The organism is Mycobacterium sp. 663a-19 (assembly GCF_035616495.1).
Classification (GTDB): Bacteria; Actinomycetota; Actinomycetes; order Mycobacteriales; family Mycobacteriaceae; genus Mycobacterium.
In genome coordinates, this window is the sequence record NZ_JAPJAV010000002.1 from 37,753 (window position 1) to 62,890 (window position 25,138).

The 25,138-nt window shown below is 71.1% G+C and carries 24 protein-coding genes; 5 read left to right on the top strand and 19 right to left on the bottom strand.

The window, feature by feature from the left end; translation table 11 throughout:
- Positions 1–3: 3 nt before the first annotated feature.
- The 3 genes from OQ968_RS04485 to OQ968_RS04495 form a co-directional block, all read right to left on the bottom strand.
- Positions 4–300: a hypothetical protein gene (locus OQ968_RS04485; RefSeq protein WP_324675160.1), complete on the bottom strand. Its 297-nt coding sequence runs from the start codon at positions 298–300 to the stop codon at positions 4–6.
- Positions 297–1,844, bottom strand: a complete 1,548-nt coding sequence (locus OQ968_RS04490) for a fatty acid--CoA ligase family protein (protein WP_324675162.1) — start codon at positions 1,842–1,844, stop codon at positions 297–299. The genes OQ968_RS04485 and OQ968_RS04490 overlap by 4 nt, the downstream gene beginning before the upstream one ends.
- Positions 1,845–1,931: 87 nt before the next feature.
- Positions 1,932–2,468: an isoprenylcysteine carboxylmethyltransferase family protein gene (locus OQ968_RS04495; RefSeq protein WP_324675164.1), complete on the bottom strand. Its 537-nt coding sequence runs from the start codon at positions 2,466–2,468 to the stop codon at positions 1,932–1,934.
- Positions 2,469–2,574: 106 nt separating this feature from the next.
- Here OQ968_RS04495 and OQ968_RS04500 point away from each other — a divergent pair, with 106 nt between their 5' ends.
- Positions 2,575–3,165, top strand: coding sequence for a TetR family transcriptional regulator (locus tag OQ968_RS04500; protein WP_324675165.1), 591 nt, complete (start codon positions 2,575–2,577; stop codon positions 3,163–3,165).
- On the opposite strand, the gene OQ968_RS04505 is transcribed toward OQ968_RS04500, so the two are convergent.
- From OQ968_RS04505 to OQ968_RS04530, 6 genes are all read right to left on the bottom strand, one after another.
- Positions 3,162–3,944, bottom strand: coding sequence for a crotonase/enoyl-CoA hydratase family protein (locus OQ968_RS04505; protein ID WP_324675167.1), 783 nt, complete (start codon positions 3,942–3,944; stop codon positions 3,162–3,164). The genes OQ968_RS04500 and OQ968_RS04505 overlap by 4 nt on opposite strands.
- 85 nt (positions 3,945–4,029) lie before the next feature.
- A complete protein-coding gene (locus tag OQ968_RS04510) occupies positions 4,030–5,436 on the bottom strand; it encodes a wax ester/triacylglycerol synthase family O-acyltransferase (RefSeq protein ID WP_324675169.1) in 1,407 nt (468 codons plus the stop codon).
- A 43-nt stretch (positions 5,437–5,479) separates the two neighbouring features.
- Positions 5,480–6,685 (bottom strand): alpha/beta hydrolase, encoded by a 1,206-nt coding sequence (locus OQ968_RS04515; RefSeq protein WP_324675171.1) that lies wholly within the window; start codon positions 6,683–6,685, stop codon positions 5,480–5,482.
- Between the two features lie 55 nt (positions 6,686–6,740).
- Positions 6,741–7,241: a hypothetical protein gene (locus OQ968_RS04520; RefSeq protein WP_324675173.1), complete on the bottom strand. Its 501-nt coding sequence runs from the start codon at positions 7,239–7,241 to the stop codon at positions 6,741–6,743.
- Between the two features lies 1 nt (position 7,242).
- The gene (locus OQ968_RS04525; protein WP_324675176.1) at positions 7,243–8,487 is read right to left on the bottom strand and encodes a molybdopterin-dependent oxidoreductase; all 1,245 of its coding nucleotides are present in this window, start codon (positions 8,485–8,487) and stop codon (positions 7,243–7,245) included.
- Positions 8,484–9,128: an SAM-dependent methyltransferase gene (locus OQ968_RS04530; RefSeq protein WP_324675178.1), complete on the bottom strand. Its 645-nt coding sequence runs from the start codon at positions 9,126–9,128 to the stop codon at positions 8,484–8,486. The genes OQ968_RS04525 and OQ968_RS04530 overlap by 4 nt, the downstream gene beginning before the upstream one ends.
- Before the next feature lie 291 nt (positions 9,129–9,419).
- Between OQ968_RS04530 and OQ968_RS04535 the strand changes: the two genes are divergently transcribed.
- Positions 9,420–10,259 (top strand): alpha/beta hydrolase, encoded by an 840-nt coding sequence (locus OQ968_RS04535; RefSeq protein ID WP_420715844.1) that lies wholly within the window; start codon positions 9,420–9,422, stop codon positions 10,257–10,259.
- 7 nt (positions 10,260–10,266) lie between these two features.
- On the opposite strand, the gene OQ968_RS04540 is transcribed toward OQ968_RS04535, so the two are convergent.
- The 3 genes from OQ968_RS04540 to OQ968_RS04550 are packed head-to-tail and all read right to left on the bottom strand — an operon-like array spanning position 10,267 to position 13,792.
- Complete coding sequence (locus OQ968_RS04540; protein ID WP_324675181.1) at positions 10,267–11,583, bottom strand: amidohydrolase family protein; 1,317 nt, start codon at positions 11,581–11,583, stop codon at positions 10,267–10,269.
- A complete protein-coding gene (locus OQ968_RS04545; RefSeq protein WP_420715828.1) occupies positions 11,577–12,758 on the bottom strand; it encodes a CoA transferase in 1,182 nt (393 codons plus the stop codon). Before OQ968_RS04545 ends, OQ968_RS04540 begins: the two co-directional genes overlap by 7 nt.
- A 26-nt stretch (positions 12,759–12,784) precedes the next feature.
- Complete coding sequence (locus OQ968_RS04550) at positions 12,785–13,792, bottom strand: MaoC family dehydratase (protein WP_324675185.1); 1,008 nt, start codon at positions 13,790–13,792, stop codon at positions 12,785–12,787.
- Positions 13,793–13,852: 60 nt separating this feature from the next.
- Between OQ968_RS04550 and OQ968_RS04555 the strand changes: the two genes are divergently transcribed.
- Both OQ968_RS04555 and OQ968_RS04560 read left to right on the top strand, forming a co-directional pair.
- Positions 13,853–14,980 (top strand): acyl-CoA dehydrogenase family protein, encoded by a 1,128-nt coding sequence (locus OQ968_RS04555; RefSeq protein ID WP_420715845.1) that lies wholly within the window; start codon positions 13,853–13,855, stop codon positions 14,978–14,980.
- Between the two features lie 77 nt (positions 14,981–15,057).
- Entirely contained in the window at positions 15,058–15,483 is a 426-nt protein-coding gene (locus tag OQ968_RS04560; protein WP_324675189.1) for a CD225/dispanin family protein, read from the top strand.
- Here the strand turns inward: OQ968_RS04560 and OQ968_RS04565 are convergent.
- The 4 genes from OQ968_RS04565 to OQ968_RS04580 all read right to left on the bottom strand — a co-directional run bounded on the left by OQ968_RS04565 (position 15,477) and on the right by OQ968_RS04580 (position 19,918).
- Positions 15,477–16,445 (bottom strand): enoyl-CoA hydratase/isomerase family protein, encoded by a 969-nt coding sequence (locus tag OQ968_RS04565; protein WP_324675190.1) that lies wholly within the window; start codon positions 16,443–16,445, stop codon positions 15,477–15,479. The genes OQ968_RS04560 and OQ968_RS04565 overlap by 7 nt on opposite strands.
- Before the next feature lie 3 nt (positions 16,446–16,448).
- A complete protein-coding gene (gene fadD4 / locus OQ968_RS04570) occupies positions 16,449–17,990 on the bottom strand; it encodes a fatty-acid--CoA ligase FadD4 (RefSeq protein ID WP_324675192.1) in 1,542 nt (513 codons plus the stop codon).
- Positions 17,991–18,143: 153 nt separating this feature from the next.
- Positions 18,144–19,205, bottom strand: a complete 1,062-nt coding sequence (locus OQ968_RS04575) for an S-adenosylmethionine:tRNA ribosyltransferase-isomerase (RefSeq protein WP_324675194.1) — start codon at positions 19,203–19,205, stop codon at positions 18,144–18,146.
- Positions 19,202–19,918 carry an SDR family NAD(P)-dependent oxidoreductase gene (locus tag OQ968_RS04580; RefSeq protein WP_324675196.1) on the bottom strand — a complete coding sequence of 239 codons (717 nt, stop codon included), beginning with the start codon at positions 19,916–19,918 and terminating at the stop codon, positions 19,202–19,204. The genes OQ968_RS04575 and OQ968_RS04580 overlap by 4 nt, the downstream gene beginning before the upstream one ends.
- 57 nt (positions 19,919–19,975) lie before the next feature.
- Here OQ968_RS04580 and soxR point away from each other — a divergent pair, with 57 nt between their 5' ends.
- A complete protein-coding gene (gene soxR / locus OQ968_RS04585; protein WP_324675197.1) occupies positions 19,976–20,431 on the top strand; it encodes a redox-sensitive transcriptional activator SoxR in 456 nt (151 codons plus the stop codon).
- Between the two features lie 69 nt (positions 20,432–20,500).
- On the opposite strand, the gene OQ968_RS04590 is transcribed toward soxR, so the two are convergent.
- The 3 genes from OQ968_RS04590 to OQ968_RS04600 all read right to left on the bottom strand — a co-directional run bounded on the left by OQ968_RS04590 (position 20,501) and on the right by OQ968_RS04600 (position 25,113).
- On the bottom strand, positions 20,501–22,330 hold the full coding sequence (locus OQ968_RS04590) for a phosphoenolpyruvate carboxykinase (GTP) (protein ID WP_324675199.1): 1,830 nt from the start codon (positions 22,328–22,330) through the stop codon (positions 20,501–20,503).
- A gap of 183 nt (positions 22,331–22,513) precedes the next feature.
- A complete protein-coding gene (locus OQ968_RS04595; protein ID WP_324675201.1) occupies positions 22,514–24,013 on the bottom strand; it encodes a hypothetical protein in 1,500 nt (499 codons plus the stop codon).
- The gene (locus tag OQ968_RS04600) at positions 24,010–25,113 is read right to left on the bottom strand and encodes a hypothetical protein (RefSeq protein ID WP_324675203.1); all 1,104 of its coding nucleotides are present in this window, start codon (positions 25,111–25,113) and stop codon (positions 24,010–24,012) included. The genes OQ968_RS04595 and OQ968_RS04600 overlap by 4 nt, the downstream gene beginning before the upstream one ends.
- Between the last annotated feature and the right edge of the window lie 25 nt (positions 25,114–25,138).

Below are 25,138 nucleotides of genomic sequence, written 5' to 3' on the forward strand. Positions count from 1 at the left end.
TCGTCAGTCGCTGGCCGGCAGCGGCTTGACCTCTTTGAGCTGTAGCGGGGTCTGGCCGACGCTCAGGCTGCCCGCGCCTGGCTTGGTCACCAGCACCTCGGCGCCCGTCTCGTCGACGTAGCGCTTGCCCATCACCGTGCCGTCGGAGAACGCCGGGTCCAGCTCGCCCGACCGCTCGGCGCCGATGGGCACCATCGGCGCGCCGCCGCAGCGCAGGTCGTCGAGGCTGTCGGCGCTTCTGACGACGATGACCTGGGTGTCACACACCTGGCTGGCCAGGCGGGTTCCGTTCTTGATCATGGTTTTTCGTCCCTCTGCTCACTGCTCGGCCGGGCGGCCCGTAACTCTTCTAGGTCCTGGATGATCTCGCGCCTCAGCACCTTGCCGGTGGGCGTGGTTGGCAACTCGTCGCGAAAGACTACCCGGTCCGGGGTGCGCGACCCGCGCAACGTTTTGCGGACGTGCTCGCGCAGCGCGTCGGGGTCCGGGTCGTGGCCGGGCGCCGGCACGACGACCGCGACGATCGCCTGCCCCCACTGCGGGTCCTCAACGCCGACCACGGCGACATCGCGGACGTGCGGGTGCTCGATCAGCACCTCCTCCAGCTCGGCGGGCGCGATGTTCTCGCCGCCGCGGATGATGGTGTCGTCGCTGCGGCCGCCGATGAACAGGTAGCCGTCCTCGTCGAGGGTGGCGATGTCCCTCGTCGGGAACCACCCGTCCTCGTCGAGCACCGAGCCGATGCCGGTGTAGCGGCCCGACACCTGGTCGCCGCGCACGAACAGCTCGCCGGTCTCGCCGGGCCCGAGCACGTTGCCGTCCTCGTCGCGGATCTGCAGCTCGACGCCCGGCACCGCCCGCCCGACCGACCCCAGCCGCCGGGCCCGGCTTTTCTGGCCGGCCGCCTCCGCCGACTGTGCCTCGCGGTGGTCGTCGGGGGTCAGCACCGCGATCGTCGAGCTGGTCTCCGTCAGCCCGTAGGCGTTGACGAAGCCCACGTTCGGCAACAGTTCGAGCGCCCGGCGGACCAGCGGCAGCCCCACCTTCGATCCGCCGTAGGCCAGGTTGCGCAGCGACGGCAGGTCGTGGCCGCCGGTTTCCAGCGCCGTGACGATTCGGTCCAGCATGGTGGGCACCACGGTCGCGGTGGTCACGCCTTCGGCGTTGATCAGCCGCACCCACTCGTCGGCGTCGAAGTTGGGCAGGTAGACCATCTTGCGCCCGGCGTACAGGTTCGACAGCGCGGCGCTGATCCCGGCGATGTGATACGGCGGCACGCAGATCAGCGCCGCGTCGGTCGGCTCCGCCGACCCGAATTCGACCGTGCCGGTGACGTAGCTGGTCAGGTTGTTGTGCGAGAGCTCGACGGCCTTGGGCTGCGACGTGGTGCCCGACGTGAAGAGCACGATGGCGACGGAGTCCGGGTCGGCGAACTCCGCTTCGAAGTCGGCGGCGGCGCCGTCCCGCGCGACCGTCAGGAATTCGTCGGACAGCTGCACGCGCGGTGACGCGTCGCCGACCATGTCCCGGTAGCGGGCGTCGACGATCACCACCGGATCGGGCAGCCGCTCGATCAGCGCCCGGATGCCGTCGGCCGAGAGCCGGTAATTGAGCGGGGTGAAGGGCAACCCCGCCCGCGCCGCCGCGAAGATCAGCAGCGGCAGCATCGCGCCGCCCGTCCCCACGTAGACCGCGTGCCGGGCACCGGATTTCGCGAGGACGCCCGCGCCGCCGTCGGCGAGATCGCTGAGCTGCTGCGTGGTCAGGCGCACGTCGTCGGAGACGACGGCCACGCGATCGGGATTGCTCGACGCGGCCATCTCCAGCAGCAACGAAATGCTCATCCTCGATCCTTCGTGGGTCCCCGCCCTTTACAAATCTAGCCCACAGTGTAAGTCATCTAAGTATCGTCGCGGGCCGCCAGGGTGGCGTCACCGGCCGGGCGTCCAGGCCGTGATCCGGGGAATCCAGCGCGGCACGTTGCGGCGGTAGTCGACGTACTCGGCGCCGTACCTCCCGACGAGATGCGGCTCCTCCCAGAACCGGATGGCCAGCGCCTGGAAGGCGAGGAAGACCGCGAACCAGGTCAGCAGCGCGCCGGATGCGGTGATCACCGCCTCCCCGAGCAGAATGCAGAGCACGCCGGTGATCATCGGGTTGCGCACGTGCCGGTACGGCCCGCGTACGACGAGGTGGACCGGCTCCCCCATGACGGGGCCGATCCCGAGCGTCCCCTCGCCCACCCGGTCGAACAGCATGTTGGTCCAGACCATCAGGGCCAGGCCGGCGGCGATCAGCAGGCAGCCCGCCGTCGCCAGGGCGGCCGTCGCCGCCGCACCGAACGGCGGCCAATGCACACCCGCCGGAAACACGATCAGCGCCGGGACGACGAGCGTCACCGTCGCCGGGAAGAGCAGGACGGACATCAGGTGTCGCCACCACAGGCGTCGTCGCGTGCGGGTCGTCATGTCGGGCCTCCCTCGGATACATCGACGGATACTTCAACCTCCGTTGAAGAACAACATACGCCCGCGCACCAGATTCATCAACGCTTGCTGAAGTATTGTGGCGGTCATGGCGGAGCAGCGGCGCGCGGGCCGGTGGCGCACGGGTCAGCAGAACAGGCAGCGCATCGTCGACGCGGCCCGCGAACGGTTCATGCGCGAGGGATACGAGCGGGCCACCGTCCGCGCCATCGCCGCCGACGCCGGGGTGGACGTCGCGATGGTCTACTACTTCTTCGACAGCAAGGAGGGGCTTTTCACCGCGTCGGCGCTCACCGGGCCCGAACACCCGCTGCATCAGCTGTCCACGCTCCTCGACGAGGGGACCGAGCGGATCGGCCCCAGGCTGGTGCGCCGCTTTCTCGAGCACTGGGAGGAGGGCGCCGTGTTCGAGCCGTTCATGACGCTGTGGCGGTCGGCCGTGATCCACCCGCAGGCGCGAAAGGTGTTGCACGACAGCCTCGCCGGCCCGATCGCGAAGCGGGTCGCGACGGAATTCGGCGTGTCCGACGCCGAGCTGCGCGTCGAGCTGGTGGCCAGCCATCTGGCGGGGCTGGCGTTCGCGCGTTATCAGCTCAAGATCGAGCCGCTCGCGTCGACCGGCGTCGACGACCTGGTCGGCTGGCTCGGGCCGACCGTGCAGCGCTACCTGACCGGTTAGGTTCCGGTCCAGCGCGGCGGGCGTTTCTCGGCGAACGCGATCGCACCCTCTTTGGCGTCGTTCGACGAGAACACCGGGGCCAGGATCTTGATCTGCTCGGTGAACATGGTGTCGCGGCTCCAGCCGCGGGACTCGGTGATGATCCGCTTGGTGGCGGCCACCGCCAGCGGCCCGTTGGCGGTGATCTTCTCCGCCAGCTCGATCGCGGCGTCCAGCGCCTTGCCCGGCTCGGCCAGGACGTTGACCATGCCGAGCTCGTGGGCGCGTTGGGCCGGCAGGTTGTCGCCGGTCAGCGCCAGCTCCATGGCGATCGCGTAGGGGATGCGCTCGGGCAGCCGCAGCAACCCGCCGCCGCCGGCCACCAGGCCGCGCTTGACCTCGGGGATGCCGAACGCCGAGTCTGTGGACGCGACGATCAGGTCGGTGGCCAGCGCCAGCTCGGTGCCGCCGGCCAACGCGTATCCCTCCACCGCGGCGATGAGCGGCTTGACCGGCGGGCGTTCGGTGAAGCCCATGCCGCGGCCCTCGACGACGACGTTCTCGCCGCGCGCGAACGCCTTGAGATCCATTCCGGCACAAAACGAACCACCCGCGCCGGTCAGGATGGCCACCGAAAGGCCCTTGTCGCTGTCGAGCCGATCCATGGCGTCGGCCAGTCCCCGGCTGACGGCGGCGTTGACGGCGTTCTTGGCCTTTGGCCGGTTGATGGTGATGATCAGTATCCGATCCCGTTGCTCGACGAGAACTTCGGGTTCGGTGTTGGCGGCTTCGTCGCTCACGTGCTGCGAGGCTCCTTTGAATCGCAGTGGCTGGTATCCGACCGATGGTAACGGCCGCCGCGCTCCGCACTTCCGCTGCCGCCGGTCAGGCCGGCGCCATCGCCACCTCGACGACCGTCAGGTCTTCGGAAATCCCTGCGGCCCTGCGTATTTCGGTGAAATCCGCGATCATGGCGTCGGTCACCTCGTGCGGGTCCTTGACCGTGGCGCCGTCGGTGAGCACCGAGATGTTGAGCTGGTCGACGTAACTCCACACGGTGATGTTGAGGCCGCTGCCGGCGGTCAGCGGGCCCACCGAATAGATCTCGGTGACCAGGGCGCCGCCCACCCGGCCGCGCTCGCGGGGCCCGGGAACGTTGGAGATGTTCAGGTTGAGCACCTTGTTCTGCCCGTCGCGGCCCGACGCCCATCGGAACAGGGCCTCCGTGCCCGCCGGCGGCCAGTAGGACGCCCACCGGCTGACCAGCTCGGGACCCATCAGCTGGTGGCCCTCCTTGGCCAGCATCGCGTTCTCGTGGCAGGCCCGCACCCGCTCCAGCGGGTCGTCGGCGTCGGCGGGCAGCGCGACCAGCATGCCGCTGAAGCGATTTCCGGAGATCCGCTCCGGCGAGAAGTCGAAACTCACCGGGACGGAGGCCAGCAGCGGTGGGGCCGTGCCGTCGTAGCGCAACAGCAGGGTGCGCAGCGCCCCGGTGGACATGGCCAGCACCATGTCGTTGATGGTCGCGCCGAGCCGCTTGCCGGTCTCCTTGACGTCGGCCAGCGCCAGCGTGGCGCTGGCGAACCGGCGCTCCGGGGTGAGCATGTGGTTCATGAAGGTCGGCGGCGGCGTGAACGGGCGGCTCAGTTCCGGGGACAGCTTGCGCGAGCTGCGCCGCACCCGGCCGATGCCCTGCGCGGTGTAGCGGATCGTTCCCGGCAGCTTCCCGAACTGCCGCAGGTGATCGGCGAACGCCGAGCCCAGCAGCTGGCGCTTGGTGGGCGCCGGGTCGGTGATCTGCGGTCCGCCCTCCGGCGTGGGCAGCAGGTCCATGCCGCGCGCCAGCAGGTTGGCCGAGGCGACGCCGTCGGCGAGGGCGTGGTGGATCTTGCCGACCACGGCGACGCGGTTGTTGGCCAGGCCCTCGATGAAATACATCTCCCACAGCGGGCGCCCGCGGTCCAGCGGGGTGCTGGCGATCCGCCCGATCGCCTCGTCCAGCTCGCGGCGCCCGCCCGGCGCGGGCAGCCGCCAGGGGCGGATGTGGTAGGCCAGGTCGACCTCGCAGTGCTCGCGCCACATCGGGTGGTGGAACTTCCACGGTATGTCGACGAGCTGATAGCAGAACGGCTCGAGCTTGTTCAGCCGGGCGCCGATGACGTGACGGAACGATTCGATGTCCAGCCGGCTGTCCGGGTCCAGCTCGATCACCGCGGCCTTGATGGTGTGCATGTGCACGTTGGGCGTCTCGCTGTACAGGAGTACGGCGTCCCAACCGCTCAGCCGTTTCACCGCTGCCCCTTGCTCATAGCAGGACCATACTCAGCGGCGGGGCTCAGATAACCTCTTTCGCCGCGATCCGTGTCTTGGTGCGGTGGACCTGGTTGAGGAACAGCGATGCCGCGTGGGCCATCGCGCCGGCCCGCTCGCCGTCGATGAGGTCGAAGCCGTGGCCGGCCCCGGGCAACTCCAGGTATCCGACCGTCGAATGCGAGGCGGCCCGCAGCCGTTCGACGAAGCTGCGCGCCTGCTCGACGGGGATGACGTTGTCCCTGCTGCCGTGAATCACCAAGAACGGCGGGGCGTTCCGGTGCACGCGCGCGATCGGCGACGCGTCGCGGAACACCTCGGGGTGCCTTGCGATCGACTTCCCGACCACGACCCGCTCCAGGAACTCGACGAAGCCTTCCCGCTCGGGGGTCGAACGGTCCTCCCAGTCGTAGCGGCCGTAGATCCCGACGACGGCGTCCACCGAGGCGTCGGCGCCCTCCGGCAGCTTCGCCTGCAGTCGCCGGTCGTCGGGAGTGAGCCCGGCCAGTGCGGACAGGTGCCCGCCGGCCGAACAACCCGCCACCGCAACGAAATTGCGGTCGCCGCCGAACTTGTCGACGTTGGCGCGCGCCCACGCGATGGCCGTCTTGACGTCGGTGATGTGCCGCGGCCAGCGGTGGCGCGGGGCGGCGCGGTAGTCGATCGCCAGGCACACCCAGCCCTGCTCGGCCAACCGCGACATCAGCGCGGATCCCTGCAGCATGCTCCGGCCGTGCACCCACGCGCCGCCCGGGACGAAGATCAGCACCGGTGCGGGTTGGGCGGGCAGGTCCTTGCGGCGCCAGACGTCGAGCACCTGCGCGGGGTGGTCCCCGTAGTGGACGGCGCGGCGGTGGACATAGCGGCGCCGGCGCAGCGCCTCCCAGATCGGGGGTGTCCGCTCCGCCGCGGGCCACTCGGTTTCCAGATCCCCGGCTGACACCACCCCTCGCAGGGCAGCGACCGAGACCTGTTGCGTGCTCTCCCGATCCCGCCGGCGCTCGTCGTTGATGCCCGGTGTCAGCCAATTCCTCTTCATGGCGGCTATCGCGTTGGGTGCGTGGCGGGCACCCCATATCCCCGCGGCGGTCATCCCGCCCAGGGGTTCGAGGTGCTTGCCGATGACCGGCAGCGAAGCCCCGGCGACGCTGAGCGCCAGCATATAGTCGCCGGGCCGGGCCCGCAGCACCCACTTCACAGTGGGTGTCATGCGCGGTACCCGGGCCGTCATGTACCGGACAATACCCCCACGGGTCGGGCGGAAACCGGCGAATGCGCTACCCGTGTCAGTTTGGCCCGCCGGCGCGGCGACGGGCCAGGGCAAGGCGCGCGGCGTAGCAGACGGCGCTGGCGGCGAACATGGTCGCGGTGAGCAGCAGCCAGCGGCCCAGGAACGGCTGCTGGGTCTGCCCGGTGGCCGCCCGATAGGTGTCCGCGCCCTGTTCGATGATGCCCGGCAGGAAGATCAGCAGCGTCAGCCCCGCCCCCAAAGCCGGAACCCGAATGTGGTTGCGGGCGAGCGCTTTCGGGTGTGCCGGCCGTCGGGCCCGCGTCCACAACACCCGGTCGGCCAGGGCGTACAGCGGGAAGAGCACCAGGTCGTGACCGATGACCGCGGCGGCGAACCACACGGCGATCGACTGCCACCAGCTGCCCGGATTCCACAGCGTCGCCGGCTCGAAGGTGACCACGATGTAGCCCAGCAGCGCGAAACCCGACAGCATCGTCAGCAGGTGCAACGGATGGGCACCGTAGATCGTGGTGAAACGCGTCGCGGGCCCGGGCATCTCAGCTCGCCTCGAATTCGATGGACGCCACCCATTTGGTGTTGTGCACGCCGGGCAGGGCGGGCACGATGATCCGCGCCGGATAGCCGTGGTCCGGCGACAGGTCGGCGCCGTTCACCCGCAGCGCCAGCAGCGCATCGGGATCGCGAATCTGGTTGGCCTGCAACGTCGCCGCGCCGAAGGCGCCGCCGCGCTGCAGCGACGTCACCCGGGCCGAGCGCGGCGCGGGCACGCCCGCGATCCGGGCCAGCTCGGACAGCCGCACCCCGCTCCAGGTCTGCACCGTCGACCATCCCTCGACGCACGCGATCGGCAACCGCGCGCTGGTCTGCGGCATGCCGGTCAGCGTGGCGCGGTCCAGCACCACCTCCGAGGGGCCGCCGCGCAGCGTCAAAACCCAACTCGCGCCGATGCTTTCGGGCCCGATTCCGGCGGCGACGGCGGTCTTGTTGACCGGGAAGTCGCCGCGGCCGCGCGGCAGCAGCAGGGCGGCGCCGCGGGTGCGCCCCCCGAGGGTCTGTCCGGCCGTCAGCACCGCGAGCAGCGCCACGCCGGAGCCGACCAGCGCCAGGGCACCGCGGCGGCTCATCGTCGGCTCGGCCGGATCGCCGGGCACCAGACCGTCGGGATCGCGCGCCTCTGGGTGGGTGTCACTTCGATTGGTGCGCAAGACTTCTCGCAGCGACAACGACCGCAACCCGGTGATCATGCGCGGGATCTTGATCGCGATGTGCATGGCGAAACCGGCGATGAACACCCAGGCGCCGAAGTAGTGGGCGGTGTAGAAGCTGAACCCGAAGACGTAGTCGTACTGGATGTTGAGCACGCCGGTGACGATCTCGAACAGCACCCCGCCGACCAGCATCACCAACGACAACCGTTCCAGCAGTTGGGCAATCGACCGAAACGGCGGCCGGGCGAACAGCCGCGGGATCACCGACCACAGCTTGGCCAGCACCACCGGGATGAGTACCAGGCCCAGCCCGACGTGCAGGCCCTGGGTCAGCCGGTACAGCCACGACGGCCGGGTCGGCCAGGTGAAGGCGGGCAGGCGCAGCCAGCCGACGTCGCCGGGGATCGCCTGGCCGAACTGCGGCGCATAGGCGATGTAGGACAGCAGCCCGGTGACGATGACAATCGGCAGCGTCACCAGCAGCACCAGCCCGAACACAGACGTCAGCCACGGGCCGCGCAGCGGGCTCCGGAAGTGCGGCAGCAATTTGGCGGGAAAGCCGGGCCCGTTCACACGGCCACCAGGCTCGCCACCACCCGGCCGCTGATCAGGCGGACGGTGGTCAGCGTCAGGCCCACCTGCGCGGCCAGCGCGGCGGCGCTGTCCACCCCCACCGACGCCCACCGGAACCACGGCCCGACGTCGTGGGCCGACTCCAGCCGCACCCAGCGCGACCGGATGCCGATCGCCTCGGCGTCGAACTCGGCCACGCATCGCCCGCCCCGCCCCAGCAGCTCGGCCGCGCGGCCCAGGATCCGGCGCGGGTCGCCGCCGAGGCCGACGTTGCCGTCGACCAGCAGCACCGTCTGCCAGCGACCCGCCCACGGCAGCGGCTCGAACACGTCGCCCAGCAGCGCGGCCGCACCGCCGCGGCCGGCCAGGCGGATGGCGGCCGCGGACCGGTCGACGCCCAGCGCGGGCACGCCGCGCCGGATCAGGCGCGCGACCAGACGTCCGGGCCCACAGCCCAACTCGATGGTCGGCCCGACGCACATCCGCGTGACGGCCTCGTCGAAGACCTCGTCGACGGCGTCCGGTTCCGGACGGCGGGCGCCCAGCCAGCGATGGGCCGGCAGCACGCGGAGCTCACCGTCCTCGTGGCGGATCCAGCATCGTTCGCCGCCGAGCGCCCGGTCGTAGAGATGGCCCAGCATGTCACGCCTCTCGCATCGTGCCCGACCAGGCGGTCCGGGCGCGGCTTGACCCCGTTGCGGGGCGCTGCAACGAACACACATCGCCGACATGCTGATGTCCACGGGACAGGCCAGCATTTCGATCACCCGGACCGATACCCCGATCTCGCTTCGTTCACACCGGTGATTCGGCGCCGAGGCGTGGCCGGACGGGTCCGCGCCGGCGGGTGGGGACCCCGGCATACTGGACCGGTGCCGAACACCGATGTTCACCCCGAGTTGCGCCGCATCGCCCGCATCGCGCCCCGACGAATGGCCGGCCCGAGGATCTTGCCGGTGATGCGGACCCTGATGGGGCTGTGGGGGCGCCTGGAAAGGCCGGGCGCATCCGGCGATGTCGAGCTGGTCACCCTGGGTTCCGGCGCCGGTGTGCGGCTGTTCCGGCCGGTCGGCGTCACGGACCCCGCGCCCGCGCTGCTGTGGATCCATGGCGGCGGATACGTGATGGGCACGGCCCGGCAGGACGATCGGCTCTGCCGCGGGTTCCGCTCGAGGCTGGGCATCACGGTCGCGTCGGTGGACTATCGGCTGGCGCCCGAGCATCCCTATCCCGCCCCGCTGGAGGACTGCTATTCGGCGTTGACCTGGCTCGCCGGGTTGCCCGCCGTGGATCCCGGGCGGATCGCGATCGGCGGTGCGAGCGCCGGCGGCGGGCTGGCGGCGGCGCTGGCGTTGCTGGCCCGGGACCGCGGCGAGGTGACGCCGGCATTTCAGCTGCTGGTGTACCCCATGCTCGACGACCGGAGTTCCGCGACCGCCGAAAACCCGAACTACCGGCTGTGGAACACGCGCAGCAATCGCTTCGGCTGGGCGGCGTATCTCGGCGATGCCGACCCGCGGGCGGCCGTCCCGGCGCGCCGCGACGACCTGAGTGGGCTGCCGCCCGCGTGGATCGGGGTGGGCACCAACGACCTGTTTCACGACGAGGACCTCGCCTACGCCGAACGGCTGCGCAGCGCAGGGGTGCCGTGCGAGGTCGAGGTGGTCCCCGGCGTCTTCCACGGCTTCGACATGGTGGCGTCGAAAGCCCAGGTGTCGCAACGGTTTTTCGACGCCCAGTGCGACAGCCTGCACTCCGCGCTCGCGGGCTGATCGCGGCTCACATCGCGAAGTAGACGAGCTCGCCGCCGATGACCGTGGCGGCCACCATGCCGGCGTCCAGCTCGGCCAGCACCGTCGCGGGCGGCTCGGTCAGCACGCAGAGGTCGCCGGGCTGCCCGGGCTCGACGGTGCGGGCGCGGTCCGGGCGGTCGGCCCGGCCCAGAAACATCGTCAACGCCTGCAGCGCCGAGACGCGTTCGTCGGCGCCCAGGACGGCGCCGCTGGCCGTGGTGCGGTGCACCGCGGCGCGCATCGCCGTCCACGGGTCGCCGTGGCCGAACGGCATGTCGGTGGAAAACGCCACGCGCACTTGGGCTTTCAGCAGCGACGCGACCCGCCAGAGTTGGGCGTGCTCGGCGGGTGGCACGTCGGCGAGGTATTGATCGCCGCGCTCGGCGACGAAGTTCGGTTGCGTCACCACCGTGAGGCCGGCCGACTTCGAAAGGTCGGCCAGGTCGGCCAGGTCGTCGTCGGGCACCATCGCGGCGTGCTCGATGCGGTCGAGCGGATGGCTGCCGGCCGCCCGCAGCGCCGCGATGGCCACGACGAGCTGCGCCGCGGTCACGCAGTGTAGGGCGACCGGCTGATCGGCCCCGTGCTGCCCGGCGATCCAGTCCGTCAGGGAGTCCAGGTCGAGGCGGTCGTCGTGCAGGATCTTCTTGCCCGGCGACAGGAAACGCAGCCGCGGCCGGAACTCGCCGCGGCGCTGCGCGACGATCAGCGACACCATGTCCTCGGCGCCGAGGTCGGGGGTGGCGTCGGTGATGCCGGTGACCCCGGTCGCGGTGATGCGGCGGCTGAGCTCCGCCAGGTCGGTCTCCCGGCGCGCCAGGGCGTCCGACCAGCCCCGGTCGTCGCTGCGCAGCCGCCCGTCGGGATGTTCGGCCAGGCCGACCCGGCCGAGTGCGGCCGAGTTGAGGATCCACAGCGCACCGCTGCGGTGCTGGACGCGCACCGGGATGCGCGGCACGACGGCGTCTAGGGCCGCCCGGTCCAGGTCCCCGGCCACCGACTCGTGATAGCCGACGGCGCGGATCCATCCGTCGGGGCCCGGCGTGGCGTTGGAGAGCAGTTGTGCCAGTTGCGCTTTGGTGCTGACGCCGGGCGGCCCGACGAAAAACGAATCCAGCGCCGACGCCGCCGAGCGCACGTGGACATGGTGGTCGTGCAGCCCGGGCAGCACGGTGCCGCCACCGGCGTCGAGCAGGCCCTCGCCCGGCCTGACGGTCAGCCCGTCGCCGACCTCCTCGACCCGCTCGCCGACCCGGATGCTGGTGGTCGTCCCGTCCAGTAGGGTGGCCCGCCGGATCAGCATGACAGGCAACGCCTTTCGGACACCAGGCGCCGCACCGCCTCGTTGTCGGCGCCGAGCTCGGCCGCCGGGACGGCCACCGGCGGCGCCGGGGGCGGCGGGGCCGGGTGCGCCGAGGCCGACTCCCCCGTCGGCACCGCGGCGTAGGTCGCGGCGACCGCGGCCAGGGACAGGTGGATGGATTCGCCGCCGCCGCGGGCCAGCGATTCGGTGACCGCCGCGGCGGCCTCGAGGCCCGCCAGGGGGTCGGCGATGGCGTCGGCGCAGAACACCGGCCCGCCGGGCCCGGCGCCGACCAGGCCGCCGGCCACCGCGGCGTCGTCCCCGAACGCCGGCCGCCCGGACGGCTCGTCGTACCCGGTGATCCGCAGCCAGACGCGGCCCGGCCGCGGTGCGACGTCGCCCGGGCCGAGCCGGCGTCGGGCCAGCGCCGCGGGCCGGGAGCCCTCGATCACCACGTCGGCGGCCGCGAGCAGGTCGCGCAGCTCGTCGGAGTTGTCGAAATCGACGCAGTACGACAGCTTTTCGCCGTTCACCCAGTCGAAGAAGGCGCGGTTGCCGCTGCGGGTGCCGTCGGGACGGCCCGGGCTTTCGACCTTGACGACGGTGGCGCCCGCCCGCGCCAGCAGCCGACCGCACAGCGGGCCCGCCCACATCGACGACAGGTCGGCCACCAGCAGCCCGGCGATGCCGCGGACCGCCGCCCGGGCTGCCGTGAGCCGTGTCCGCGGGGGCGCGGCCGGCACCTCGCCCAGGGCGGCCGCGGGGATGTCGAGCAGCGCCGCCCGTTCGACGACCGCCCGTGCGGAAAGCGTTGTCGCCCAACGCCGAAGCGTGGGCCAGGGGTCGGCGGGGACGTCGTCGGCGGACAGCAGCGCGGGCACCGCGGCGACGTCGTCGGGGCGCGACAGCGTGATCGCGCACCAGCCGTCGTGGGCCGCCAGCAGCCGGGTGGCGCCGCCGCACGACACCGCTCCGCCGCGGGTCAGTCCGAGCAACGCGGCCCGCCCGGCCAGCAGCGCGGCCGCGTCCACGGCGATCCCCGCCCGGCGCGCGACGGCCGCGGCCACCTCCTCGGCTCGGGCCAGCACGTTGGCGCGGGAGAAGTCGGGCGGCCCGTCGGGCGGGCCGGTCAGGTAGGCCAGCCCGCTGCTCCCCCACCTCGACTGGCTGCTCACCACACCATTGTGCGCGCCGGCCCGCGTCAGAACTGCAGGGCGCTGAAACGCCAGTCCAGCACCGGCCGGTCGGGTTCACCCGGCGAGTCGCCGACCGCGTAGACCAGCGACCGGAGCTTCAGCACCCCGCCGTGCTCGGTGGGCTCGGCGGACTCGACGTGCAGTTCGCTGTACAGGGTGTCGCCCTCGTGCACCGGACCGGTGTGGTCGCAGGACTCCCAGCCCAGCACCGTCACTAGGTTGGGCAGCAACCGGCTGGCCTGCGCGAGCGCCAGCCCGATGGTGTGCCCGCCGTACACCAGCCGGCGCCCGCCCACTCGCGAATCATGATGCGTAGCAGCAATATTCAGCGTGAGCCGGGCCAGTTCCGGTGCGCTGCTGACGACGTCGCCGGTGCTGTGCAGCACCGCGCCCGCCAGGCCGGGGTCGAAATGCGGGCCGGGCACTCTGGTGCGGAAGACCTGGCCGTCCCAGTGCGCGGTCGGATCGGCGGCGGGCCGGGCGGCGCCGGCGCCGATGGCCGACAAGTCGTCGCCGGGCGCCTCGTCGGGGCGAAAGTCCGGGCTGGCCGGCAGCATGGCGCAGCGGTAGAAGTCGAGGACCAACTGATCGGCCCGGTCGATCGTGATCATCCGCAGCGCCGCGAGCCCGGTGGGCGCCCGGCCCGGCTTGGGTGAATTCGCCCGCAGCCCAACCACTTCGGTGCGGGTGTACACCGAGTCGCCGATGGCGGGGAAATGGTGAAAGGTGAGGCCGCGATAGAACAGGTTGGCCTTGACCCGCTGCGTCACCAGCGTCGACTGCCCGATCGCCACGTCGCAGACCAGCGCCGGATGCGCCATCGGGCCGGGCATGCCGGTCACCGCCACGTACAGATCGGCGTCCAACGCCAGGCGCAGCCGGTCCCCCACGATCGCCTGATGCGCCGCGGCCAGGCCGGGCGAAAGGGTGGCCGACGGCGCCCAGTCGAACACCTGGCCCACGGAAAGGTCGTCGAAGTAGGGCCCACCCTCGCGTATGTCGGCATAAGTCACGGGGCCAATATGGCATGGGTGAGCACACAGCGCAGCGGCGCCTTGCAAGACGAAGAGGACATGCTGGTCGCCACGGTGCGGGCGTTCATCGACCGCGACGTGAAGCCGACCGTCCGCGAGGTCGAGCACGCCAACACCTACCCGGACGCGTGGATCGAGCAGATGAAGCGGATCGGCGTCTACGGCCTGGCCGTCCCCGAGGAGTACGGCGGATCGCCGGTGTCCATGCCGTGTTATGTGCGGGTCACCGAGGAGCTGGCGCGCGGCTGGATGAGCCTGGCCGGCGCGATGGGCGGGCACACCGTGGTGGCCAAGCTGCTGACGCTGTTCGGCACCGAGCAGCAGAAGCGGGCCTACCTGCCGCCGATGGCCAGCGGCGAGCTGCGGGCCACCATGGCGCTGACCGAGCCCGGCGGCGGTTCGGACCTGCAGAACATGTCGACCACCGCTTTACCGGACGGCCCGGACGGGTTTGTGGTCAACGGCGCCAAGACCTGGATCAGCAACGCCCGCCGGTCCGGGCTGATCGCCCTGTTGTGCAAGACCGACCCGAACGCCACGCCGCGGCACAAGGGCATCTCGATCGCGCTCGTCGAGCACGGGCCGGGGCTGACGGTGTCGCGTGACCTGCCCAAGCTGGGCTACAAGGGCGTCGAGGCCTGCGAGCTGTCGTTCGACCACTACCGGCTGCCGGCGACGGCGATCCTGGGCGGCCGCACCGGCGAGGGCTTCGCGCAGATGATGAAGGGCCTCGAGACCGGCCGCATCCAGGTGGCCGCGCGGGCGCTGGGCGTGGCGGCGGCGGCGCTCGAGGACGCGCTGGCCTACGCGCAGCAGCGGGAGAGCTTCGGCAAGCCGATCTGGAAGCACCAGGCCGTCGGCAACTACCTCGCCGACATGGCAACCAAACTCACCGCCGCCCGCCAGCTCACCCGCTACGCCGCCGAGCGCTACGACAGCGGCGAGCGCTGCGACATGGAGGCCGGGATGGCCAAGCTGTTCGCCTCCGAGGTCGCGATGGAGATCGCGCTGAACGCCGTGCGCATCCACGGCGGATACGGCTACTCCACCGAATACGACGTCGAACGATACTTCCGCGACGCGCCGCTGATGATCGTCGGCGAGGGCACCAACGAGATCCAGCGCAACGTGATCGCCGGGCAGCTGGTCGCCCGCGGCGGGATCTGACCCGAATCTCCCGGTCTGACGTCGGCGTGTGCTGTATATTTGCCTGACTTCGGCGCCAGCAAAGAGAGGCAGCTGCCATGAGCTATCCCCAAGGGCCGTACGAAGGTTCCCCAGAATGGCAGGGCCAGCAGCAGCCGGGTTGGCAGCCCCAGCAGCCGGGTTGGCCGGCCCAGCAGCCGGGTTGGCAGGGGCAGCAGCCGGGCTGGCCGGGTCAGCGCGAGCCGGACAACTATCTCGTGTGGGCGATCCTGACGACCATCCTGTGCTGTCTGCCGCTGGGGATCGTGTCGATCGTGTACTCCACCAAGGTCTCTGGGCTGTGGACCCAGGGACGATACGCCGAAGCCCAGGCCGCGTCCGACAACGCCAAGAAGTGGGCGATCATCTCCGCGGTCGTCGGCGTCGCCGCCTATGTCATCGGCGTCATCCTGTGGTTCGCGATGTTCGCGGCGATCGTCTCGTCCATTCCCACGACGAGCACGACGACGTTCTCGGGCTACTGAGTTACCTGGGCGCCAACGTGAATCGCGTCCACCAGTCCCCAGGCCAGCGCGGTGTCGGCGCCGACGGTCCGGCCGGACAGCACGAGATACGCCGTGCGCCAACGGCCGATCCGCCGCGTGACGCTGACCGTGCCGCCGGCGCCGGGGATCAGGCCCAGCGCCAACTCGGGTAGTCCGAACACCGAATCGTCCCGCGCGTCAACCCATCCGCAGAACGCCGCCATCTCCAGCCCGCTGCCCATCACCCGGCCGTGCACCTCGGCGCGACAGGACCGGCCGAGCCTGGCGGCGAGCGCGTCCAGCGCGAGGGCGGGGCTGTGCCGGGTGCGGGCCAGGTGCGCGCTGGCCGGGTCGTCGAGCGTGCCGAACTCGGCGAGGTCCCCGCCGCTGCAAAACGATGGACCGTTGCCGCTCAACACAATCCCGGTCACCGAGGGGTCGAGTTGGGCCACCGCCAGCGCCTCCAGCAGCGCGGCCCGCGCATCGGTGGAAAACGCGTTGTGGCGTTGCGGCCGGTTGAACGTGATGCGCAGGGTGTCGCCGTCGCGCCGCGCCCGCACCGGCTCGGCGGTCCCGGGCGGGCGCGCCGGACCGCGCTCGTCGAGCCAGCGCGCGAACTCCGGCCCGGCCTGCAACGTCGAGTAGGCCAGCGACTCGGTCAGCACCGCGGCCAGCGTCGGGCCGTCGGGAATCACCGCGCGCAGCACGTCGTCGCACACGGCGCTGGCGTGCGGCCAGCGTTGGGCGCGCCGCGTCAGCTCGGCCAGCGTGTCCGGCACCGAATCGACGGTGACCACCCGGCGATCGGTGCACGAGCCCTCGGTCAGGGTGAAAGTCGCGGTGTCCAACCAGGATTCGGACCGCGCGATATCGGCCGCCGAACCGTGGGCGACGACCACCCCCGGCGGGGAGGCGGGAGAGACGCCGGCATCCGGCGCACCCGACAGGTCGACCACCCGCATCGATCACACCGAATACTTCTCGATCAGCCCGTTCTTGTAGAGCTTTCCGGTGTCGGTCCGCGGCAGCTGCGCCTCGAACGCGATCGACCGCGGACATTTGTAGTGCGCCAAGCGGTCTCGCAGCCAGCCGAGCAGCTCATCGGCGAATTCGTCGGTGGCGTCGGCCGGATCGACCGTCTGCACCGCCGCCACGACGCGCTGGCCCATCTCGTCGTCGGGGATGCCGAACACCGCCGCGTCGAGCACCTTCGGGTGGGTGACCAGAAGGTTCTCGGTCTCCTGCGGATAGATGTTCACCCCGCCGGAGATGATCATGTGGTGGCGGCGGTCGGTCAGGAAAAGATAGCCCTCCTCGTCGACGTAGCCGACGTCGCCGACGGTCACCCAGCCGTGCCTGTCGCGCGACGCAGCGGTTTTCGTCTCGTCGTTGAGGTACTCGAAGGAGTATCCGCCCTCGAAATAGATCTCGCCGGGCTGCCCCGGCGGCAGCTCGTTGCCGTTCTCGTCGAGGATGTGTATCTCGCACGCCATCGGCTTGCCGACCGAACCCGGATGCGCCAGCCACTCCTCGGCGGTGATCAGCGTCGACCCGATGGCCTCCGAGGACGCGTAATACTCGTCGACGATCGGCCCCCACCAGTCGATCATCTGTTTCTTGATCTCCACCGGGCACGGCGCCGCGGCGTGCATCACCCGTTGCAGGCTGGAGAGGTCGTACGAATCACGCACGGCCTGAGGGAGTTTCAGCATCCGGGTGAACATGGCGGGCACGAACTGGCCGTGGGTCACCCTGTAGCGCTGGATGGCGTCCAGCGTGCCCTCGGGGTCGAACTTCTCCATCACGACGGCGGTGATGCCGCCGGCCTGCGCGCTCATCGACCACACCGACGGCGCGGTGTGATACAGCGGCGCCGGGCTCAGGTAGATCGATTCGGGTGTCATCCAGAATCCCACCAGCGCCGACATCATGCCGGGCGCCTCGGCGGGCGGGACGTGCGGCAGCTCGCGTTTGATCCCCTTGGGCCGCCCGGTGGTGCCCGACGAGTACTGCAGCAGGTCACCCTCGAGTTCGTCGTCGATCGGGGTGTCGGGTTGGCCCGCAACGCATTCCGGGTAACGTTCCCAATTCGGCAGGTCGCCTGGCGAAATAGGGCCAGCGATCATCAGCAGGCCGGGCAGCCCGTCGGGCAGGTGTTGTTCCAGGTTTTCGCAGACTTCGCGCAATGCCGCCGACCCGATGATCGCCTTGGCGCTGCTGTTGTCGATGATGTAGGCCGCCTCGGCCGGCGTTAGGTGTGTGTTGATCGGCGCGTAGTACAGGCCGCTGCGCCGCGCCGCCCACATGGCCGCGTGGATGTGTTCGTTGTTCTCCATCAGGATGGCGACGGTGTCGCCCTCGCGCAGCCCCGCCGCGCGGAACCGGTGCGCCAGCCGGTTGGCGCGCGCCTCCAGGTCGTCGAAGGTGACGACGGTGCCCGACGGGTGCAGGATCACGGCGGGTTTGTCGGCGCCTCCATGAGCGGAAGTGTGCGGGCGAATCTGCATTGGCCGACTGTACGACGCACACCTTCGCGGGTGTTGAGTGGGCGCTGGTCGCCTGGCCTCGTGGCCCGGACCCGACAGGTTTTCGTCGAGATCGACGGTGGCGCGAAGAAGTGCGAGTGACGTGCACGCTGGCGTCGATCTCGATGCGCGAAGTCAGCGCTCGGGCAGCAGCAGGGCGCTGTCGCCGAACTCGTGCCACAGGTAGCCGCGCTCGACGGCCTCGCGGTAGGCGGCGGCCACCAGGTCCGGGCCGGCGACGGCCTCGAGCAGCAGCAGGTGGGAGGCGCCGGCGTCGTGCCATCCGGTGATCAGGCCGTCGACCACGCGCCGGGGCCGGGCCGGGCCGAGCACCAGGTCCGTCCACCCGACCTTCGGCCGCACCGCTCCGTCGGGGCCGGCGGCCGATTCCAGTGCGCGGGTTGCCGTGGTCCCGACGGCGATCACCCTGCCGCCGGCCGAGTGAGTGGAGTTCACCAGCCGCGCGGTGGCGGGCGGCACCTCGAAGAGCTCGGGGGTCGGCGGCTCGCCCGCCTCCGCCGAGGACACCCCGGCGTGCAGGGTGATCGGCGCGACAGCCACTCCGCCCGCCACCAGCGCGGTCACCAGCTCGGCGCTGAAAGGGCGCGCCGCGCTTGGCATTTCGGCGCTGCCGGCACGCTTGGCGAACACCGTTTGGTAGTAGCGCAGCGGCCACGGCCGCGGCACGTAGGAATACCTGATGGGCCGGCCGTAGCGCGCGAGGTAGGACACCACGCCGTCGTGCGGGCCCTCCACAGCGACGCGGGCGGTCCACAACCGCGCGCCGTCGACCCCGGCGTGCGGGTAGGAGGATTCGACGACGATCGCGGCGCCCCCGGGCAGCTCGATGCGTTCGCCCGGCTCCACGTCGGTGAGGTGCCCGTCCGCCTGGCCCGCGGGCCGCAGCTCTACCACCCAGGCCTTCTCGGCTAGCACCGTGGAGAAGTGCACCGCGATCGGCCGCCCGGCGCGGCGGCCGTCGACGGCGGCCGGCATGGTGGCGGAATTGTTCACCACCAGCAGGTCGCCCGGGCGCAGGAACTCGCCCAGGTCGGCGAAGCGGGCGTGGGCGACCCCGTCGGGCCCGGCGACCAGGAGTTTGACGGCGTCGCGGGCCAGGCCGCGCGCCTCGGGCGGCTCGGTGGCGTCGGAGCCCGGGGGGCGCCGGAAGCGGGTGTGCGGGCGCGCGAGGGTCATGGCCGGGCCCCGGACAGCGCCAGGTCCGCGGCCCGGTACCGGCCGGAGGCCGGCCGGGTGTCCAGGAGCCGCAGCAGCGCCGGCACGACCGATTCCGGCACGGCGCGATCGGAGATGTCCTCGCCCGGGAACGCGGCCTGGTGCATCTCGGTGCGCATGTCGCCGGGGTCGAAGGCATACACCGGCACGGCCGGGACCTCGGCGCCCAGCACGGCCGACAGCTGATCGAGCGCGGCCTTCGACGAGCCGTAGCCGCCCCAGCCGGGATACGGCTCCACGGCGGCGTCGGAGGTGAGGTTGACGACGGCGCCGCCGTTGCCGGTGAGCGCGGGCAGCGCGGCCTGGATCAGAGCCAGCGGCGCGAACAGGTTGGTGTCGTAGACGGCCGACAGCTCGGCGGCCGGATAGTCGGCGAGCGCCGGCTGGGGGCTGGGGCCCAGCCGGCTGGCGTTGTTCACCAGCAGGCGAAGCGGCCCGGCGTCGATCGCCGCGGCGACCAATGCTTGACGGTGGGACCCGTCGGTGACATCGCCGGGCAACGCGACGAACAGAGCCGAATTCAATTCCGTGGCAGTGCTTTTCAGTTCGATTTCGCGGCGGGCGTCGCCCACGACGGCCCACCCGCGGTCGAGCAGGGCGGCGGTCAGCGCCTTGCCGAAGCCGCGGGAGGCGCCTGTGACGATTGCGACGGGGCAGTGGTTGGATGCAGTCATACGCCCCATACTGATAGTTAAAGTAAACTTTAAGTCAAGTGTCGAGTAGGTGGGTGCATGGACAAGCGGGACCTGTTCACCGTCGGCGAGATCGCCGGCCGCAGTGGCTTCGCCCCGTCGGCCATCCGGTTCTACGAGAGCCAGGGCCTGATCACCGCGACACGGACGTCCGGCGGTCAGCGCCGCTTCGAACGGCAGATGCTGCGGCGGCTGGCGTTCATCCGGGCCGCCCGAAACGTCGGCCTGAGCCTGGAGGAGGTCGCCGACGCGCTGGCGAAACTCCCGGATGGCCGCACCCCGACGCGGGCCGACTGGGCCGCGCTGTCGAAGACGTGGCGCACCCGCCTCGATGACCAGATCGCGGGGCTGATGGCGCTTCGCGACAACCTGGACTCGTGCATCGGCTGCGGTTGCCTGTCGCTGAAGCGCTGCACCATCTCCAACCCGGGCGACACGGCCGCGGTCGCCGGACCGGGCGCGGTCTACCTGCCGAACTCACTGCGCCGCAACTGATCCGCCGAGCAGACGCAAAAGCCCCCGACACGCCGGGCGTGCGGGGGCTTTTGCGTCTGCTCGCGGGAGCTAGTCGGCGTCGGCCAGCCGCTGCTTGAGCGCCTCGAACTCGTCCTTGACACCGGTCGGCAGCTTCTCGCCGACGAACTCGAACCACTCCTCGATCAGCGGCAATTCCTTGCGCCACTCCTCGGGATCGACCGTCAGGGCCCGCGCCACGTCCTCCGCGGAGACGTCGAGGCCGTCCAGGTCGAGATCGTCGGCGGTGGGCACGATGCCGATCGGGGTGTCCTGGCCGCCGGCCTGGTGCTCGATCCGGTCGACGATCCACTTCAGCACGCGGCTGTTCTCGCCGAAGCCCGGCCACAGGAACTTGCCGCCCTCGCCGCGGCGGAACCAGTTGACGAAGAACACCTTCGGCAGCTTGGACTCGTCGGAGTTCTTGCCCAGGTCGAGCCAGTGCTGGAAGTAGTCGCCGACGTGGTAGCCCAGGAACGGCAGCATGGCCATCGGGTCGCGGCGCACCGTGCCGACCTTGCCCTCGGCGGCGGCGGTCTGCTCGCTGCCCATCGTGGCGCCCATGAACACGCCGTGCTGCCAGTCGCGGGCCTGCGTCACCAGCGGCACCGTCGTCTTGCGGCGGGCGCCGAACAGGATGCCCGAGATCGGCACACCCTGCGGGTCGTCCCACTCCGGCGCCAGGATCGGGCACTGCGACATCGGCGTGCAGTAGCGCGAATTCGGGTGCGCGGCTTTGGTTTCCGTCTCGCGGATAACCCAGTCGTTGCCCTTCCAGTCGATCAGGTGGTCCGGCTCGCCCTCCAGGCCTTCCCACCACACCTCGTCGTCGTCGGTCAGCGCGACGTTGGTGAAGACGGTGTTGCCCGCGGAGATGGTGCGCATGGCGTTGGGGTTGGACTTCCAGTTGGTGCCCGGCGCGACGCCGAAGAAACCGAACTCCGGGTTGACCGCGTACAGCCGGCCGTCCTTGCCGAACCGCATCCAGGCGATGTCGTCACCGAGCGTTTCGGCGCGCCAGCCCGGGATGGTCGGCTGCAGCATGGCCAGGTTGGTCTTGCCGCACGCCGACGGGAACGCGGCGGCGAAGTAGTACGCCTTGTTCTCTGGGGAGATCAGCTTGAGGATCAGCATGTGCTCGGCGAGCCAGCCCTCGTCGTGGGCCATCGCCGACGCGATGCGCAGCGAGTAGCACTTCTTGCCCAGCAGGGCGTTGCCGCCGTAGCCGGAGCCGTAGCTCCAGATCTCGCGGGTCTCGGGGAAGTGGGTGATGTACTTGGTGTCGCTGCACGGCCAGGGCACGTCCTTTTGGCCCGGCTCCAGCGGGGCCCCCACCGAGTGCAGCGCCTTGACGAAGAACCCGTCGTCGCCCATCTTCTCCAGGGCGGCTTTGCCCATCCGGGTCATCACCTTCATGGAGACGACGACGTACTCGGAGTCGGTGATCTCCACGCCCAGCTTGGGGTCGTCGGCGCTCAGCGGGCCCATGCAGAACGGCACCACCCACATCGTGCGGCCGCGCATGCAGCCGCGGTACAGGTCTTTCAGGGTGGACCGCATCTCGGCCGGGTCCATCCAGTTGTTGGTCGGCCCGGCGTCCTCCTCCCGCTCGGAGCAGATGAACGTCCGCGACTCCACCCGCGCGACGTCGGACGGGTCGGACAGCGCCAGGAAGGAGTTGGGGTATTTCTCGGGGTTGAGCCGCTTGAACGTGCCCGCCTCGACGAGGTGGTCGGTCAGCCGCTGCCACTCCTCGTCGGAGCCGTCAGCGAACACCACCCGGTCCGGCTGGGTGAGCTCGGCGACCTCCTCCACCCACGACAGCAGCCCCTGATGTTTGGTTGGCGCGGTGTCCAGGCCCGGAATGGTCGCTGAGGTCATCGAACTCTCCTGAATTCTTCGTCTGCGTTCTTGCGGGGCGGGGTCCTGCGATGCGTTTGCGTTCGCCCACACAACTGTTGACATGGCCGTACGTTAACTACAGGTTATCGTGATCACCTTGCTGGGGAAGGTTCGGGCGGGTATAAGCCTCCTCACAACAACGATTCAGAAACCCTAAAGACGTCAGGAAACGCCGCTTGGGTCCTCCGGCTCGGCGGTGTTCTCGGGGTGGGGTATACCCGGTTCGCCCAGTTCTGCACGCACGGCGTCGAGCGCCGCGGTTATTGTCGGCATCTCCCGGTCCCGCACGGCGGCGGCGCGCGCGGCGGCGATCGCGTGCTCGCGCAGTTCGCTGTCGATGATGCCGACCTGTTCGGTCACTCGCGCGTTCTCGGCCTCCTCGCGGGCGATCAGCGCGGTGCTCAGCACCGACTCGGCGACCAGCACGCGGGTGGCGACCATCTCCTCGACCACCGAACGCAGCGCCGACGTCGCATCGCCCGCCCAACGGTCCAGCAAAGCGCGGTCGTGCAGCAGGCCGCGGATGTTGACCACCAGGAAGGTGGCCGCCAGGCCGATCGCCACGCACGCCGCCGCCCCGGCGATCTGCGTCACGGGGTTCAGGCCGCGGGCCACCCCGGCCACCAGCCGGCTCAGCGTGAGCGCGATCCCCAGCCCGAACCCGGCGCCCAGCAGCAGCATCAGCCAGGTCTCGGCCCGCCGCGATTTCAGGTGCGGCGGCGGGATGTCCACGGCCGGCAGCTTGTCGACGGCGGGCAGCCCGACCGGCACACCCATCGCCGCGGCGACGTCGGCGAGGTGTGTCGTGATGCCGTCGCTCACCTCGGCGACCACGTCGGCCACCCGGTTGCGGGTCTGTGCCTCGAACTCGGGGATCTTGCGACGGGACAGACCGGCGATGTCCTCCTGCAGTTCGCCGCGCACCGACGAGGACCGGTTGCGCGCGAAGTAGGACAGCTGGACCCGGGCCTGCTGGATCTGGCCGCGCAGCGTGATGGTCCGCTCGGATTTCGACTGGCGCCGCTGCTGCAGGGCCGCGCTGCGCTCCTCGCGCAGCGCCTCGACCCGTACCCGGCGTCCGGCGCCCTCGGCGTCGCGGTCGAATCGCTGTGCGGCCGTCCGGAGTCGGGATTCCCACGCCCGCAACCTGTTTCGGCGCGCGATGTCGGAATCGGCGAGTTGCGCCGAGACGGTCTCGATCAGGTCGTCGACGATCGGCTCGCCCAGGTCCGGCGCGGCGGCCGCGCCCACCCAGGGCACCCGCCCGTAGCGGGGTGCGTGCGCGGACAGGGTCTCGCCGTTGGCGGACACCGTGTCGCGCCAGTTGCGGTGCACGTCGATCTTGGACACCACGCCGACCACCGTGTCGGTGTGCTCGGCCGCGCCGTCCAGCAGCACGCAGTCGGATTCGGTCAACCGGGCCGCCGCCGACACCACGAACACCACCGCGATCGGCGCGTCGCCGGGGCCCAGGTCCGCCGACTCGACGAACTTGTGCTGCGGCAGCCGTTCGCGCAGCGCGGTGACCACGCCGGTCACCCCGGCCATCCACGGGCCGGTCACCAGCACCACGTCGAGCCGGTTGATGGCGGGCGGGTCCAGCCGGGGCCCGATCGCCGCCACCAGCGCGTCCACCCGGGCGGCCGGGTCGTCGCCGCTCACCACGGCCCTCCCTTCGCGTCGGGCGCCCGGCCGCGGGTCTGCGACCACAGCCGCAGCGATCCCCTCGCGATGTCCGCCGCACACGCGCGGTGCAGGTCGCTGACCGGTCCGCGGCCGTAGCGCCGCCAGTGGGCCGCCCGCGGCAGGTGGGCGGCCGGGTCGGTGTCGGCGGGAAACCGGTCCAGCCCGGCCGCCTTGGCGAGGTCAGCCGCGGCGGCCATCCGGGCGACGACGGTGTCGTCGCGGGTGAGGAATCCGCCGATCCGCTCCCCGATCCCCCCGTCGCCGACGGCCAGGGCCTCCAGTTCCGCGACGGCGTCCAGCACCCGCCGGTAGCGCGCCTCGGCGCCGACGGCCGACAGCTTGTCGACGACCGCGTCGAGCCGGCTCGTCCGGCGCAGCAGGGCGCGCACCTGCGCCGGGGCCCCGCCGCGGCGGATCGCGGCGATCCCCAGGGCGATGCCGAACAGGTCCAGGGTGTCCAGAAGGCGCCGCCGCGCGTCGGCCGGCACCGGGTTGTCGACCGCCAGGAACCCGTCGTAGGACCCGTCCAGGCAGGCCGCGCCGCCGGGATGTGCGGCCAGCGCCCGCAGCGCGGCCCACGACGCGGCGTCCAGGTCGTCGAGCGCGGCGACCGCGAGCAGGCCGATCATCGGCTCGATCGGGACGCCGGCCAGCGCGGCCAGCCTCGCGCAGCGTGCCCGCGCGGCGGTGATCGGCCCGTCTCCGATACCCGACAGCGAGCCGGCCAGGTCCGCCTTGTTGAGTATCGCCAGCACCGGCCGCCCAGCCGCGCGGATGGCGTCGGTGTCCTCGGGCTTGATCACCTCGGCGGTGACGTGGACGACGACGTCGACGTCGAGGTCGCGCCCCGGTGGTGAGACCGCGATCGCGCTTCCGGCGCGGTCCAGTGCGCGCGCCACGGTGTCGCGCCCCACCCCCCGGCGCCCCCGGACGGCCACGCGCAGCGGCGCGGCGGCCCGTTCGGCGATCGCCGTCACGCGCGCGTCGGCGTGCTCGGCGGCGAATCGCGCCAGCTCGTCAACGAAAATTTGGTGCCCCCGTCCCTTCCGTGCCCGGTCGGTCCCGTCGCGCCCCACCGAATGGTGGCATCTGAGTCACCGA